General features: G+C 64.5%; 14 protein-coding genes and 1 tRNA gene. 10 read left to right on the top strand and 5 right to left on the bottom strand.

Annotated features, from left to right (window positions below; genetic code table 11):
• Positions 1-23 precede the first annotated feature (23 nt).
• The 6 genes from C8J46_RS02000 to C8J46_RS01975 all read left to right on the top strand — a co-directional run bounded on the left by C8J46_RS02000 (position 24) and on the right by C8J46_RS01975 (position 5,545).
• Positions 24-1,253 carry an ATP-binding protein gene (locus C8J46_RS02000; RefSeq protein WP_207894097.1) on the top strand — a complete coding sequence of 410 codons (1,230 nt, stop codon included), beginning with the start codon at positions 24-26 and terminating at the stop codon, positions 1,251-1,253.
• A 187-nt stretch (positions 1,254-1,440) separates the two neighbouring features.
• Positions 1,441-1,974, top strand: a complete 534-nt coding sequence (locus C8J46_RS01995; protein ID WP_056490014.1) for a response regulator transcription factor — start codon at positions 1,441-1,443, stop codon at positions 1,972-1,974.
• Between the two features lie 36 nt (positions 1,975-2,010).
• Positions 2,011-3,069, top strand: coding sequence for a spore photoproduct lyase family protein (locus C8J46_RS01990; protein ID WP_132734554.1), 1,059 nt, complete (start codon positions 2,011-2,013; stop codon positions 3,067-3,069).
• A 76-nt stretch (positions 3,070-3,145) separates the two neighbouring features.
• Positions 3,146-3,940, top strand: coding sequence for a class III extradiol ring-cleavage dioxygenase (locus tag C8J46_RS01985; protein WP_132734552.1), 795 nt, complete (start codon positions 3,146-3,148; stop codon positions 3,938-3,940).
• 176 nt (positions 3,941-4,116) lie between these two features.
• Positions 4,117-4,689: an NADPH-dependent FMN reductase gene (locus C8J46_RS01980; RefSeq protein WP_132734550.1), complete on the top strand. Its 573-nt coding sequence runs from the start codon at positions 4,117-4,119 to the stop codon at positions 4,687-4,689.
• Between the two features lies 1 nt (position 4,690).
• Entirely contained in the window at positions 4,691-5,545 is an 855-nt protein-coding gene (locus C8J46_RS01975) for a pirin family protein (RefSeq protein WP_132734548.1), read from the top strand.
• Here the strand turns inward: C8J46_RS01975 and C8J46_RS01970 are convergent.
• Positions 5,542-6,411 (bottom strand): peptidylprolyl isomerase, encoded by an 870-nt coding sequence (locus tag C8J46_RS01970; RefSeq protein WP_132734546.1) that lies wholly within the window; start codon positions 6,409-6,411, stop codon positions 5,542-5,544. The two genes, C8J46_RS01975 and C8J46_RS01970, sit on opposite strands and share 4 nt — an antisense overlap.
• Before the next feature lie 88 nt (positions 6,412-6,499).
• Here C8J46_RS01970 and C8J46_RS01965 point away from each other — a divergent pair.
• The 3 genes from C8J46_RS01965 (at position 6,500) to C8J46_RS01955 (ending at position 8,923) form a co-directional block, all read left to right on the top strand.
• Positions 6,500-6,590, top strand: a tRNA-Ser gene (locus C8J46_RS01965).
• A 543-nt stretch (positions 6,591-7,133) separates the two neighbouring features.
• Positions 7,134-8,474 (top strand): DNA methyltransferase, encoded by a 1,341-nt coding sequence (locus tag C8J46_RS01960; RefSeq protein WP_132734544.1) that lies wholly within the window; start codon positions 7,134-7,136, stop codon positions 8,472-8,474.
• Complete coding sequence (locus tag C8J46_RS01955; protein WP_132734542.1) at positions 8,471-8,923, top strand: DUF5681 domain-containing protein; 453 nt, start codon at positions 8,471-8,473, stop codon at positions 8,921-8,923. The genes C8J46_RS01960 and C8J46_RS01955 overlap by 4 nt, the downstream gene beginning before the upstream one ends.
• Before the next feature lie 29 nt (positions 8,924-8,952).
• On the opposite strand, the gene C8J46_RS01950 is transcribed toward C8J46_RS01955, so the two are convergent.
• A complete protein-coding gene (locus tag C8J46_RS01950; protein WP_165886434.1) occupies positions 8,953-9,897 on the bottom strand; it encodes a restriction endonuclease in 945 nt (314 codons plus the stop codon).
• Between C8J46_RS01950 and C8J46_RS01945 the strand changes: the two genes are divergently transcribed.
• Positions 9,896-10,207: a helix-turn-helix transcriptional regulator gene (locus tag C8J46_RS01945; protein ID WP_243643174.1), complete on the top strand. Its 312-nt coding sequence runs from the start codon at positions 9,896-9,898 to the stop codon at positions 10,205-10,207. The genes C8J46_RS01950 and C8J46_RS01945 overlap by 2 nt on opposite strands.
• 292 nt (positions 10,208-10,499) lie before the next feature.
• Here the strand turns inward: C8J46_RS01945 and C8J46_RS01940 are convergent, their stop codons facing one another.
• Genes C8J46_RS01940 through C8J46_RS01930 form a run of 3 tightly spaced genes read right to left on the bottom strand, consistent with a single transcriptional unit; the run spans position 10,500 to position 13,092 of the window.
• A complete protein-coding gene (locus C8J46_RS01940; protein ID WP_132734538.1) occupies positions 10,500-12,167 on the bottom strand; it encodes a recombinase family protein in 1,668 nt (555 codons plus the stop codon).
• Entirely contained in the window at positions 12,164-12,580 is a 417-nt protein-coding gene (locus tag C8J46_RS01935) for a DUF2924 domain-containing protein (RefSeq protein ID WP_243643173.1), read from the bottom strand. The genes C8J46_RS01940 and C8J46_RS01935 overlap by 4 nt, the downstream gene beginning before the upstream one ends.
• Positions 12,577-13,092 carry a DUF3489 domain-containing protein gene (locus C8J46_RS01930; protein ID WP_132734536.1) on the bottom strand — a complete coding sequence of 172 codons (516 nt, stop codon included), beginning with the start codon at positions 13,090-13,092 and terminating at the stop codon, positions 12,577-12,579. The genes C8J46_RS01935 and C8J46_RS01930 overlap by 4 nt, the downstream gene beginning before the upstream one ends.
• Between the last annotated feature and the right edge of the window lie 16 nt (positions 13,093-13,108).

Raw genomic sequence — 13,108 nt, 5'->3', positions numbered from 1 at the left:
CCGACGCGACCGGCAACGCCAACATGCGCCAGCTCGTGACGCTGCGCTGGATCGCAGTCGCCGGTCAGCTCGTCACCATCTTGTTCGCACGGTTCGCGCTCGGCTTCGACCTGCCGCTCGTCCCGATGATGGCCGCGCTCGCCGCCGCGGTAGGCCTTAACCTCGCGAGCATGCCGCTCTACGGCTGGCGCAAAGGCGCGAACATCCAGCTCTTGCTCGCGCTGTTGTTCGACGTCGGCCTGCTCACCACGCAGCTTTATCTCGCGGGCGGCGCCACCAACCCGTTCATTTCGCTCTACCTGCTCCACGTCGTGCTCGGCGCGGTGCTGCTCGATCGCTGGTCGAGCTGGGCGATCGTCGCCGTCACCGCTGCCTGTTTCGGGGTGCTCACGCTCTATTACCACCCGCTGATCCTGCCCCCGAACTACAGCGGCGAGTATTTCCTGCTCTACACGATCGGTTCGTTGCTCTGCTTCATGCTGATCGCGACGCTGTTGATGCTCTTCATGGCCCGCATCACCGGCAATTTGCGCGCCCGCGACACGCGCCTAGCTGACCTTCGCCAGCAGGCCGCGGAGGAGGACCACATCGTCCGCATGGGGCTCCTCGCATCCGGTGCAGCGCATGAACTCGGCACGCCGCTCGCGTCGATCGCGGTCATCCTCGCCGACTGGCGCCGCATGCCGACACTCGCCCAGGACGCCGACCTCCAGGCCGAGATCGTCGAGATGCAGTCCGAGGTGCAGCGCTGCAAGGCGATCGTCACCGGCATCCTCCTGTCCGCCGGCGAAGCGCGCGGCGAAGCGCCCGAGATCATGCCGCTGCACCAGTTCCTCGACGCGATCGTCGACGAATGGCGCGCGGTCCATGCGGGTGTAGAGTTCGACTACACCACGCGAGTCGGCGACGATCCGCAGGTCGTGTCCGACCCCGCATTGAAACAGGTGATCGCCAACGTGCTCGACAACGCCGCCGAAGCCTCGCCGCACTGGGTTGCGTTCCGCGGCGAGCGCAGCGACGGCGACCTCGCCCTGATCGTCCGCGACCGCGGCCCCGGCTTCAGCAAGGAACGCCTCGCCAGCTTCGGCAAACCCTATCAGTCGAGCAAGCGCGAACCCAGCCACGGTCTCGGCCTGTTCCTAGCCGTCAACGTCATGCGCAAACTCGGTGGTGGCGTATCCGTCGTAAACTGCGAAGGCGGCGGCGCCGAAGTCACGATCCGCATGCCCCTCTCCGCGATTGCGCTCTCGTGATGGGTACGGATCGACAGTCTGTTCGAGCTAAGGCTTCCGTCATGCCGGGCTTGTTCCGGCATCCACCGTGCCGCAAAATCGAGAGATTGCGGTTTGCAGAACCGTGGACCCCGGAACAAGTCCGGGGTGACGGAGTGGTTTGGGACAACCGTTGTCCAAACACGCGTGTCGGATCGGTGCGACCCAAATGACCGAACCCAAGCTTCTCGCCATCGTCGAGGACGACGAAACCTTCGCCCGCACGCTCCGCCGATCGTTCGAACGCCGCGGCTACGAAGTGATGCAAGCCGCCAGCCACGAGGAACTCGTCGAACAGCTAGCCGAGCGCACGCCCCGTTATGCCGTCGTCGACCTGAAGCTGGGCGGCGCCTCCGGCCTGGTCTGCGTCCAGACTCTCCACGCGCACGACCCCGAGATCCTCGTCGTCGTCCTCACCGGTTTCGCCAGCATCGCCACCGCGGTCGAGGCGATCAAGCTCGGTGCGTCGCACTACCTCGTCAAACCCTCGAACACCGACGACATCGAAGCCGCATTCGATCGCACGGAGGGCAGCGTCGACACCGAACTCTCCGAGCGCCCGACCTCGATCAAGACGCTCGAATGGGAGCGTATCCACACCACGCTCGCCGAAACCGACTTCAACATCTCCGAGACCGCGCGCCGCCTCGGCATGCACCGCCGCACGCTCGCGCGAAAGCTCGAGAAACGCCCGGTCAAATAGCGGCAACGCATCGGTGATGGCCGGCGTTGTCCCCCAATGCGTTCCCAAAAACTCTGGCAACCCCGCCGCCTGCTGGCGACCCCATCCGCGCTGACCTGGGAACATGGTGCCGAGATCGCCGCGCGGGCTACCGCACGCGGCGTACCGGTCACGGCGCTACCGAGCGACCGCCTCAAGCTCGACTTCCCCGCCGACTTCCGCCGCGCCTACGCGGAAGCAAAGGCAACGCTGGCGCTGGTCGTCGCGCCACCCTCGAAGCGCAAGCTCCAGCCGATCGCCCCCAGCGCCGACTGGCGGATCGACCTCGCCGAAGGCTGCCCTGCGCATTGCGGCTATTGCTACCTGGCGGGCTCGCTCAAGGGCCCTCCCATCACCCGCGTCTACGCGAACTTGCCCGAGATCCTCGCCGAACTCCCCGCGCATCTCGGCCAGGGCACCGTAACCTCGCGTTCGACCGCCCGCGCGTACGAGGGCACGACGTTTGAGGCGTCCTGCTACACCGATCCGCTCGGCATCGAACACGTCACCGGATCGCTGTCAGCGCTGATCGCACATTTCGGCGCGTGGGAAGCCGACGTGCAACTGCGCTTCACCACCAAGTTCGACGCGGTCGAGCCATTGCTGACGCTAGATCACCGCGGCCGCACCCGCATGCGCGCCTCGATCAACCCCGCCGCCTATGCGCGCTTCGAAGGCGGCACGAGCCCCGTCGCCGCGCGGCTGGTGGCGCTGCGCACGATGGCAGACGCCGGCTACAAGATCGGCCTCACGGTCGCCCCGATCATCGCCGCCGAAGGCTGGCGCGAGGCGTATGGCGAACTGTTAGCGGAGGCGGGCAGGGTGCTCGCCGACATACCCGACGTGACGATCGAACTGATCACCCACCGCTACACCCCCGGGTCGAAGGCGGTACTCGAAACCTGGTACCCCGGCTCGTCGCTCGACCTCAGCATGGCCAACCGCACGGAGAAACGCACCAAGTTCGGCTCGGTAAAATACGTCTACGACGCCGAAACGATGCGCGCGCTCCGCACCTTCTTCCAGGACGAGATCGCCGCCAAGCTCCCCCAGGCCCGGATCCTCTACTGGACCTGACCGCCGCGCCAACCGGCAACGCAGCGTTGCCATTCGCGGCCTTCCGATCGCCGCCACCGCCGCCTACTTCGAAGCCATGACAAACACCCGCCAGCCAACGCTCTTCATCCCGCACGGTGGCGGGCCCTGTTTCTTCATGGATGACCCCGCCGGCAACTGGACCGGCATGGCCGCATATCTCCGGTCGATCGCCGCCTCGCTGCCCGAAAAGCCCAAGGCGATCCTCGTCGTCTCCGGCCACTGGGAAACGCGGGGCTTCGCCTTCACCGGTGCTGCCACCCCGCCGCTGATCTACGACTATGGCGGCTTCCCCCAGCACACCTACGAACTGCGCTACGACGCCCCCGGCGACCCCGCGCTGGCAGCCCGCGCCGCCGACCTGCTCCGTGGCGCCGGAATGACCGCGACCATCGACCCCACGCGCGGCCTCGATCACGGCGTCTTTATCCCGATGAAGGTCGCATTCCCCGACGCCGACATGCCGGTCGTCGAGATGTCGGTCGACCGCGATCTCGACCCTACGCTACACGCCGCCGCCGGCCGTGCACTCGCCCCCTTACGCGACGAAGGCGTGCTGATCGTCGGCTCGGGCATGAGCTTCCACAACATGCGCGGCTACGGCGACCCGCGTTTTACCGCACCGTCCGAAGCGTTCGACCAGTGGCTGACCGCCGCAGTCGAGTCCGAACCCACCGCGCGCACCGCCGCGCTAGCCAATTGGGCCGAAGCCCCCGCCGGCCGTCTCTCGCATCCGCGCGAAGAGCATCTTCTCCCGCTGATGGTCGCCGCCGGCGCCTCCGACCAGCCCGGCGCACACGTCTACGGGGAGCGCGTCCTACAAACCGCAATCTCCGGCTACCGCTTTCCCTGAGTGTGGCGGCGCCCTCTCGATCCTCCCCCGCCAGGGGGAGGTGTCGCCGAAGGTGACGGAGGGGGAGGATACGGAACGACTGTTTCCCTTTCCTCCCCCTCCGTCTGGCAAGCGCCAGCCACCTCTCCCTGGCGGGGGAGGATCCATTCATCGTTCAATACGCTAAAGGAAATCCCATGGTTCTTCCCGTCCTGCTCGCTATCTCCGGCAGCCTGCGCCGCGGCTCGTACAATACCGCGATCCTGACCGCGCTTGGCGACGCGATCACTGACAAGGCCGCGCTGACGGTCTTCGCGCTGAACGACGTGCCCCTCTACGATCAGGACGCCGACACCGACACGCCCCCCGAAGCCGCCGCAGCCCTGCGCGCGGCGATCGGCGCGGCCGATGGGATCGTCATCGCCTCTCCCGAATATAATCACGGCATGTCCGGCGTCCTGAAGAACGCGCTCGACTGGGCCTCACGCCCGCACGGCAAGGCGACGCTCACGGGCAAGCCGGTCTTCACGTTAACCTCGTCACCCGGTGCGGTAGGCGGCGCGCGTGCGCACGCGCAACTCAACGAGACGCTGGCGTCGATCGGCGCCCGTACCGTCCTGCGTCCGCAAGCCGTCGTCGGCGCCGTGCACGAGAAGATCGTCGATGGTCGCCTCACCGATCAGCGCACCCTCGACTTCCTGAAAGGCGGCGTAGATGACCTGCTCGCCGACATCGCGCGCCCGACCGCTGCCGACCGCGAGGCGTCCTGACATGCGGCAGGTCCTCCACCAATACCCCGCCGAGCGCGACGACATCGCCGATCTCGTCACCCGCCGCCCGCTACCGGGGCCGGGCCTGGCACAGGTCGATCCGTTCCTGTTCCTCAACCATCACGGCCCACAGACCTATCGCCCCGGCAACACCGGCCTCCCGTTCGGCCCGCATCCGCACCGCGGCTTCGAGACAGTCAGCTTCATCCTGAAAGGCGAGATGGCGCACCTCGACAGCGGCGGTCACGAAAGCGTGATCCGCGCCGGCGGCATCCAGTGGATGACCGCAGGCTCGGGCCTGATCCACGCCGAAATCTCGCCCGCCTCGTTCAAGCGCGACGGCGGCCCGCTGGAGATCCTGCAACTCTGGGTCAACCTCCCCGGCCGGCTCAAAATGGCCAAGCCCGCCTATACCGGCCTCCAGCGCGAGGACATTCCCGCGATCCCGGTCGAAGGTGGCACCGTGAATCTGATCTCGGGCAGCTTCGGCGATGATCGCGGCCCGATCGAATCGCTGACCGATGTTGCGATGATGACCGTCGAACTCGAAGCCGGCGCCAAGCTCGACCTGCTAGCGCCAAGCGGCCGCGCGGTCTTCTTCTACGTCGTTGCCGGCTCGCCCTCGGCGAACGGCACACCGATCAAGCCGCATCATCTCGCCACGTTCGGCAGCGATGGCGACACGATCACCGTCGAAACCGAAACTCCCGCGACGATCCTCTACGGCCACGCCGACCCGATCGGCGAGCCCGTTGTCTCACACGGCCCGTTCGTCATGAACACGCGCGAAGAGATCGTGCAGGCGATCGAAGACTATAACGCAGGCCTGTTCGGCAAGCCGCCCGTCATCCGCTAGGGTGCTTTACGCACCGGTGGCAGCGCGGCGCAGATGTCCGCGCCGCCCGCCGGTACCGTGAAGAACGGCCCCGCCCGATTCTCCCGCGACGCGATCCACGCCACGAACCGCGCATTGTCCGCCGCGCGATATTCGAAATGCGGTCGCTCGGCGGCGGGCAGTTCGCTCGCGAGGCGGGCGGACACGATCGGGCTACGCTCCCCCTCGGTCTTGTAGAACCCCAGGTCTCCCGTCCCGCGCGGCAGCGACGACAGCCACTCGACCCCGTCGATCACGCGTCCGACCACCGCGATGTTCCGGTCGAGCGCACGCGGCGAATGGCCGATCACGGTATACAGCTCCGCGCCGCTTCCCGTGCTCGGCGCCAGATCACGCGCGACGCCCACCATCCCATAGCAATGCGGCACCCACTCGGTCGCGCCATTGCCCGCCAGCGGCCACCCGTCGCGGCTATACCCCGCCCATTCGGCATAGGGATCGCGCTGCGACAGGCGCGCCACGGTGGTCGGCCCGGCATGCGAGTATTCCGCCGGCGGATTCGCGACCACGCCAGCGACAAGCGGCTTCTTCTCGGTCGCATCGCCCCATTGCGCGACGTAATTGTCCTGCACCCGGTACACGCTAGTTCCCGTATCCCACCAATGCGCCGCGGCGAGCTTGCGGATGTTGGCGACGTGCACGGGCGCGTATCGCGGCGCCAACCGCACCGTGAAGCGATGCCCGTCGGCCAGCGTAAACACGAGCAGTTCGTCGTCCGGTACCGCCTTCCAGTCAGCCGGCAACGGATCCGAGGGAAGTGTCGCGGCGACCGGGGCTGGTGCAGCAACGGCCTGCGCGAGCGCGGCGGCAAGAAGGAGATTCAACATCCCCGAAGACTGCCCGAGTGCATCACCGCACGCAATCGCTTGCGCACACGCGAAACCCGCACTAGCAGACCCCCTTCCAGAGCAATGCGGAGCGGTGGCCGAGTGGTCGAAGGCGCTCGCCTGGAAAGTGAGTATACGTCAAAAGCGTATCGTGGGTTCGAATCCCACCCGCTCCGCCATTTAGTCCCAGAATTAGCGAACGCACGCCGACCGGCGCCCTGAAACGGCGCAGTTCGGCGCCTTTTTGCGTCTGCAACGGTACCCCAGAGATGTCAGTCAGACCGCAAACGCGCGCCACGCGCCTGCCTTTCTCTGCAGTCAGGGCAGCCAGTACCGTTTCCCTGCTATTCCCTGCCAACCCGTGCGTTCGCCATTTCGTGCAATGAATGATGCATTTCTTATCGAGAAAAGCGAGCAATCTGCGTAATTTAGCGGCAGCGTTCCCTGTAGTTTCCGGCAGCGAAAATAACGTGCCTTGGCAGCGTAAGCGCATGTCGGTTGCAGTGAATGTGCGTATTCCGCACCGACGAAAGTAAATTGGGCGGTTTGCCGGACAAATGTAAAGTATAGCCTTAATCGAAATAATTACATGTGGAGTATGAGAGGCTATTGACGTGATAAAATCTCGAGCTATCTCTGAAACCAGAAGACGAGGCCAAATGAGTGCGTGGTTGGCGTCTTCGTGAAACTTCGCGAGCCGCCTTTTTATGTGAGGTGATTGCGTGACGAAGGTAAAATCAGAACATGGCTCTAATCGGGCATCTGCGCTCGGCGAATGGGAGCTGGTGGCATTAGCAAACCTGACGCCTGCCGCTCGGCGGACCCGGACGCACAGTGGAAAGAAGCGGCAGATCGTTGAGGCAAGTATCCGTGAATACGGAATCCTCGATCCCATCACCATTAACAGCGCGAACGTCATCATCGACGGACACCTTCGTGTCGAAGTTGCGCTCAAGCTGGGCTTCAGGGAGGTCCCGGTTATTCGCATATCTCATCTGAGCGATGCCGAGTTGCGCGCCTATGCCATTGCAGCGAACAAGCTGCCCGGGGTGGCAAACTATGATCTCGACGCTTTGCGCATCGAGCTCGAGGAGATTCGCGCGGACGTGCCGACGCTGGATCTAACGCTCACCGGCTTCACCATTGGCGAGATGGATCGTCTCGATGGGCGCTACCTTGCCGGGCGGTATGATGATCTCGACTGTGACCTGCCCGAAATCGACGAGGAGCCGGTGACACGGCCTGGCGATCTTTACGCACTTGGGGATCACAGGATCATATGCGGCGACAGTCTAGAGCCGTCGGTCTACGTGAAGCTTATGGGTGCGGAACGGGCGGCGTGCTGCTTCACCGATCCACCGTACAATGTGAAGATCCAGGGGCACGTGACGAGCTCGGCAAAGCATGGTGACTTTGTCATGGCGTCAGGCGAAATGACGCAGGGCGAATTCGAAGGCTTTCTCGACACCGCGCTGGTGAATGCCCGCGAGCAGCTCACCGATGGCGCAATCGTTTTCGTCTGCATGGACCATGCTCACCTGCTCGAGCTGCTTCGCGTCGGCGAGCAGGTGTTCAGCGAGCGCCTGAACATCTGCATGTGGGACAAGGGCAGGGGCGGGATGGGCTCGCTGTACCGAAGCCAGCACGAATGCGTCGCGGTGTTCAAGAATGGCGCCGCCCCGCACATCAACAATGTCGCGCTTGGCAAGAATGGTCGCGACCGCACCAACGTCTGGTCGTTTCCTGGCATGATCGGATTTGGGCAGGCAAAGAACAAGGCGCGGGCGTTGCACCCAACCGTCAAGCCGGTCGTGCTTATGGCCGAGGCGCTGCTCGATGTGACGAATATTGGCGACCGAGTGCTGGACCCGTTTGGTGGCTCGGGCAGCACGCTGATCGCCGCCGAGCGTACGGGTCGTCATGCGCGGCTCATCGAATTCGATCCAATCTATGTGGATCGCACCATCGCGCGCTGGGAAAAGCTGACCGGCGGCAAGGCTCAACGGCTGCACCGTGAGCCTGATGCCGCCACCGAGACTGCCGATGCCGAGGAGAATGCATGATGGGACATTATGACGATCGCGATTATGCCGTCGGCAAGGGCAAGCCGCCGGCCGAACACCAGTTCAAGAAGGGGAAGTCCGGCAATCCAAGAGGACCAAGCCACAAGAAGAAGGCGCGGGACGCGACGCTCGAAGTGCTCGCGCACGAAGCGGTGAACGAAATGGTATCGGTTTTCATAAACGGACGTGAACGTCGATTGCCTAAGAAGCAGGCTATTGTTCTTGGTATCGTCAACGACGGACTGGCCGGAACACCTGCGCAGCGCCTCAAGGCGCTAAAGGCGCTGAAGGATATTGGTGCGTTCGACAGGACCATCGAGGATCACCGGCTTACCCCGGAGATGGAGCAGGAGCGAGCCATGGTGCTCCTCAATCTTTTGAGAGAAGAGGGTATGCGCGACGACGAGATGCGGCACCACTTTGCGGAATACAATCGATCGGTTCCGTGAACCTCGATGCTACCGGAAAGTAGCGGCCATTATAGGGCGCGGGCTATGGTCCAGTCGACGAGCCCGGCGTTGATGGCGAGGTCGGCAACCTCGCTGCCTTGTACCAGCTCGAGGCGACGGCTGCCTGTCGATGGCGGTACGACAAGAGTTCCGGCCGGCGAGTGACAGATGAGCATGATGCGTTCGCCGGCGTTTCGTTCGTCGAGCCGTCTGGCGTAATCGTCGACCACCTGCTGGTTCGCGCTCGATTTGATCTGCACCGCCATACGTTCGCGTGTGAAGGACTGTTCGACGACAAGATCGACGTCCTTCATCGTCCCGCCCAGCGATGACATCCGAACCCAGCCGGTTCGCGCCAGCGCTAGGTCGATCAGCTGCTCGAAGTCGTGCCATGTCAGCTGCTGGATGAGTGCCTGCAGATGCAGCCTGAGTTCCAGTCGCGCCGCGGCGACCGCGGCCTGGACGGGATCAGTTGTGGCGTTGATGTAGCGCCGGCAGAGCGCTTCCTGATCCTCCCTAAGGCTGCAGATAGTGCGCTGGTAGCCCTGAAGCTGTGAAAGGCGCGTGCTCAACCGCTCGAAGTCGAGCACGCGGCCGTCGATGTCGCGGTCGCTCCAGCCGCCGCGCGTCGCCCGGTAATATGCTGCATCGATGCCATTGCCGTCTGCCGCCACATGAACCTCGGGGTTAGCCAAACACCACCACATGCGGCCACGCGCGAACGTGATCCACATTGCGTCGGAATCGCCATCGAAGAAGGCGCGTGCCTCGTTTGTGTAGCCCGTCGCTGTCGACTGGATACGACCCTGCGCGATGTAGGCCTGGCTCACTGCCGCCCAGTCGCCGGTGAGTCCGGCAACATGGCGGTCGTCCTTGGTGCCCCATTCGAGGCGTCCACGATCCAGCGCGCCTTCCCACCGGCCACCGGCGCCAAGCTTGATGAAGCGAATCTTCGAGGGGCTGATCTGGTCCATGTCCACCGGCGTCGCTTGCGTGCGACAGCAAGTCCACTCGAAAATGATACTCATCGTCCGTGGTGCGACAGGCAACATCGCTGTTGATGCAACGGCGATGGATGTGCGCCAGCGCCTCGGACAAAACATACGCCGGCTTCGGCGCGCCAGGGGTTTGGCGCAGGAGAAGTTTGCGCTGCAGTTCGGGATCGACCGGACCTATGTCAGCGGCATCGAACGGGGCGCGCGCAACCCGACGGTCACCATCGTTCAGCGGTTTGCCGATGCGCTCGAAGTGCCTATCGCGGAGCTGTTCGCTGAGCACGAGTGACGACCATCTGCGACCGCGACAAAGCTGCGTCTCGACTTCCGCCGCAGGGTCGTCCTTCCTGTCGGCATGGACGATTGTGAAGAGCTTGTCTCAAGGCTGCTGACCTCGCGGGCGCTATCATGGAAGATGCCTCCGCCATCGCCATCATTGGTGAGGGTAACCTCCCGCTTGCCGAGCGTGCCGCTGTCGTATCCAGCGCCGCGGCGGATGCTGGGCTTCTCGCGCAAGCGGCAGCGATTGCGCTTCGCCGACGTTGAGCGTGTCGATAGTCAGTTTCGCCTACGTTGGTTCATTATCCGATTGCCCGTCCCGGCAACATCTCTGCCATCTGGGTCTGCCACTCAAGCGCAACGGCGCCCTCGACCGTTAGGCTGGCGGCGGTAACGCTGGCCCGCTGACGCCCGGCGAGTATCGCTTCGGTTACGGCCGGTGCGAGAAACGCGAGGCGAGTGACGCGTATGACATAGGAGTGTGTGACGCCTTCTCGAACGGCGAGTTCGCTCGCGCTTATCTCGCCGGCGCGCAGTATCGACCACCAGCGCCTTGCCTGGACGAGGAGCCGTACCAACGAGCGGTCAGGTGTCGCGTGCGCGACGCGGCCATTGTCCTGCACCAGCCGAAGCGCGCGTCCCGACCGCGTCAGCCGCGCGGCGCATGACGTTTCGATCGTCGTCGTTCCGTCATCAAGCCGGGCTATACCGAGCGATCTGGCAACCATCTCGCTGTCGCAGCTGACAGTCACGGTGGTGGCGCCCACCTCAACTTTGTGAACGATGCCCGCGAGCACGGGGGAGCGAGGCTCTCGCACATCGACCGATAGCTGGGTGCAGCGTGCGTGAAGCTCAGCGATCTGGTGAACCTGAACATCGAGGGATGTGAGGGCCGCCAGTTCCAGCGGGTGTGCAAACAGCTGTTGAACGCGCTCGGCGACGAGCGTCTCGATCTCGCGTGCGGGGATCCGCAATCCCGTCGCGGTCGTGCCGTGCTGCAGGCCACGACTAACATAATAGCGGTGGCGCATTTTGCCCTTATTGGCGTGTGTCGCCACCAGCGGTTCGCCCTCGGCATCGACGATCTTGCCGGCGAGCGGACTGGCCTCGCTTGCAGATGCACGTGTCCGGTGCCCCTGGACGTGGTCGGCGAGCATCGCCTGCACGGCGGCGAACGTCGGTTCATCAATGATCGCCGGGTGCAGCCCGGCGTGGACAATGCCCTTGTGACCGATCTTGCCTGCGTAGGTGACGTTCTTCAGAATCTGATAGATTTGACCGCGTGTGAAGGCACCGCCGCCCATCGGTTTGCCGCCAAGTGTCATCCGTCGGGGAAGGGTGACCGCGTCGCGGCTGAGCTCCCCCTGCAGGCTTCGTACGCTGCCGAGAGCCAGATATCGCGCGAACAGACCGCGGATGAGTTTCGCGTGCTCTTCGACAATGACGAGGCTGCGCTCATCCGGCGCATAGCCAAGCGGCGGCGTGCCGCCCATCCACATACCCCGCGCCTTGGACGCCGCGATCTTGTCGCGAATGCGTTCCGCGGTCACCTCGCGCTCGAACTGCGCGAACGACAGCAGCATGTTGAGCGTCAGCCGCCCCATGCTGGTGGTCGTGTTGAACGACTGGGTGACGGACACGAAGCTGGTGCCTGCCGCGTCGAACGTCTCGACGAGCTTGGCGAAGTCGAACAGCGAGCGGGTCAGCCGGTCGACCTTGTAGACGACGATGATATCGACACGGTCCGCAGCCACTTCGGCGAGCAGGCGCTTGAGGGCAGGGCGTTCGAGCGTGCCGCCGGACAAACCGCCATCGTCATAAATGTCGGGCAGCGCCAACCAGCCTTCGCTCGCCTGGCTGAGGATATAGGCCGCGCACGCTTCGCGCTGGGCATCGAGGCTGTTGAAGCTTTGCTCCAGCCCTTCATCGGAGGATTTGCGCGTGTAGATCGCGCAGCGGATCTGCTTCATTCAGCTACCGCCTTTGTCTTCAAACCGAAGAAGGCCGGACCCGACCAGCGCGTGCCGGTGATCGCGCGCGCAACCTCGGACAGCGAGCGCCAGTCGCGGTCGTCCCAGCGGATGATCCGATCCTCGCCGACGACGACGACGTGCACGCGTCCGCCCCATTCGCGGACCAACCGCATGCCTGCAACCACGGTCCGGGTACGGGTTTGGGCGCGGCCGAGCTGATCGAGCGTCCGGGAGCACGACCGCGACAGCCCACCCGATGCGCGTGCCTGGATCTCCCAGGCAAGTGCCAGGCGCAGCATCTTCGGGCTGACCCGCGGTGCTGGACTACCGACAAGCTCGTGCCAGCGCCCGCGGAGGGCCGCCGTCGCCTCCGTTTCCATCTCCGCTATAAAGACTGCGACGTCCATCATGCGGCAGCCATGATACGGTAGCCCGTGACGCCGCTGCATTTAACGCGCTCAACGGCGTGGCCTTTCTTGCGCAGCCCGGTAAGGGCCGCGCGCATGGTGTGCGGCAGCCAGCCGGTGGCCTCTGTTAGCTCGCTCGCCAGCGCGCCGTCTGGGCGTCCTATGAGCGCCAGAACGGTCGCGATCTTTGTCGGGGTTTTTCCCGCGTCAGCAATCTCGGGCGATGGCGCGGGGGTGGTGTTGGTAGTCTGCTCGCTGGCATCGGCCATGCCGATGGCGACCCTGCCAGCGGTCGTGACGAACAAACCGACGCTAATATCCCCATCAGTGCGGTGGACTGGCGCTCCACCGACGACTTCGCGTTCTTCGGCCAGTTGCTGCCGGAGAAGGGCAGCGACAGCCTTGGCGGCACCGCCGCCGGGCTTGATGCTCGTGGGCAGTGGCAGCATGCTGCCATCCGCCCGCTGGCATGCGGACGCGAGGAGGATGGCTTGTGTATCACTGAGTTTGGTCATGGTGCGGTCTCCGGTC

It is taken from the genome of Sphingomonas sp. PP-F2F-A104-K0414 (assembly GCF_004340945.1).
Taxonomy (GTDB): Bacteria; Pseudomonadota; Alphaproteobacteria; order Sphingomonadales; family Sphingomonadaceae; genus Sphingomonas.
This window is presented reverse-complemented; position numbering and strand designations above follow the sequence as displayed.

What these genes read in the sequence shown, in the direction of transcription:
- C8J46_RS02000 (WP_207894097.1), top strand. Translation starts at nt 24, where the DNA reads ATGCGCCAGCTCGTGACGCTGCGCTGGATCGCAGTCGCCGGTCAGCTC.
- C8J46_RS01995 (WP_056490014.1), top strand. Translation starts at nt 1,441, where the DNA reads ATGACCGAACCCAAGCTTCTCGCCATCGTCGAGGACGACGAAACCTTC.
- C8J46_RS01990 (WP_132734554.1), top strand. Translation starts at nt 2,011, where the DNA reads ATGCGTTCCCAAAAACTCTGGCAACCCCGCCGCCTGCTGGCGACCCCA.
- C8J46_RS01985 (WP_132734552.1), top strand. Translation starts at nt 3,146, where the DNA reads ATGACAAACACCCGCCAGCCAACGCTCTTCATCCCGCACGGTGGCGGG.
- C8J46_RS01980 (WP_132734550.1), top strand. Translation starts at nt 4,117, where the DNA reads ATGGTTCTTCCCGTCCTGCTCGCTATCTCCGGCAGCCTGCGCCGCGGC.
- C8J46_RS01975 (WP_132734548.1), top strand. Translation starts at nt 4,691, where the DNA reads ATGCGGCAGGTCCTCCACCAATACCCCGCCGAGCGCGACGACATCGCC.
- C8J46_RS01970 (WP_132734546.1), bottom strand. Translation starts at nt 6,411, where the DNA reads ATGTTGAATCTCCTTCTTGCCGCCGCGCTCGCGCAGGCCGTTGCTGCA.
- C8J46_RS01955 (WP_132734542.1), top strand. Translation starts at nt 8,471, where the DNA reads ATGATGGGACATTATGACGATCGCGATTATGCCGTCGGCAAGGGCAAG.
- C8J46_RS01945 (WP_243643174.1), top strand. Translation starts at nt 9,896, where the DNA reads ATGTCCACCGGCGTCGCTTGCGTGCGACAGCAAGTCCACTCGAAAATG.
- C8J46_RS01950 (WP_165886434.1), bottom strand. Translation starts at nt 9,897, where the DNA reads ATGGACCAGATCAGCCCCTCGAAGATTCGCTTCATCAAGCTTGGCGCC.
- C8J46_RS01940 (WP_132734538.1), bottom strand. Translation starts at nt 12,167, where the DNA reads ATGAAGCAGATCCGCTGCGCGATCTACACGCGCAAATCCTCCGATGAA.
- C8J46_RS01935 (WP_243643173.1), bottom strand. Translation starts at nt 12,580, where the DNA reads ATGATGGACGTCGCAGTCTTTATAGCGGAGATGGAAACGGAGGCGACG.
- C8J46_RS01930 (WP_132734536.1), bottom strand. Translation starts at nt 13,092, where the DNA reads ATGACCAAACTCAGTGATACACAAGCCATCCTCCTCGCGTCCGCATGC.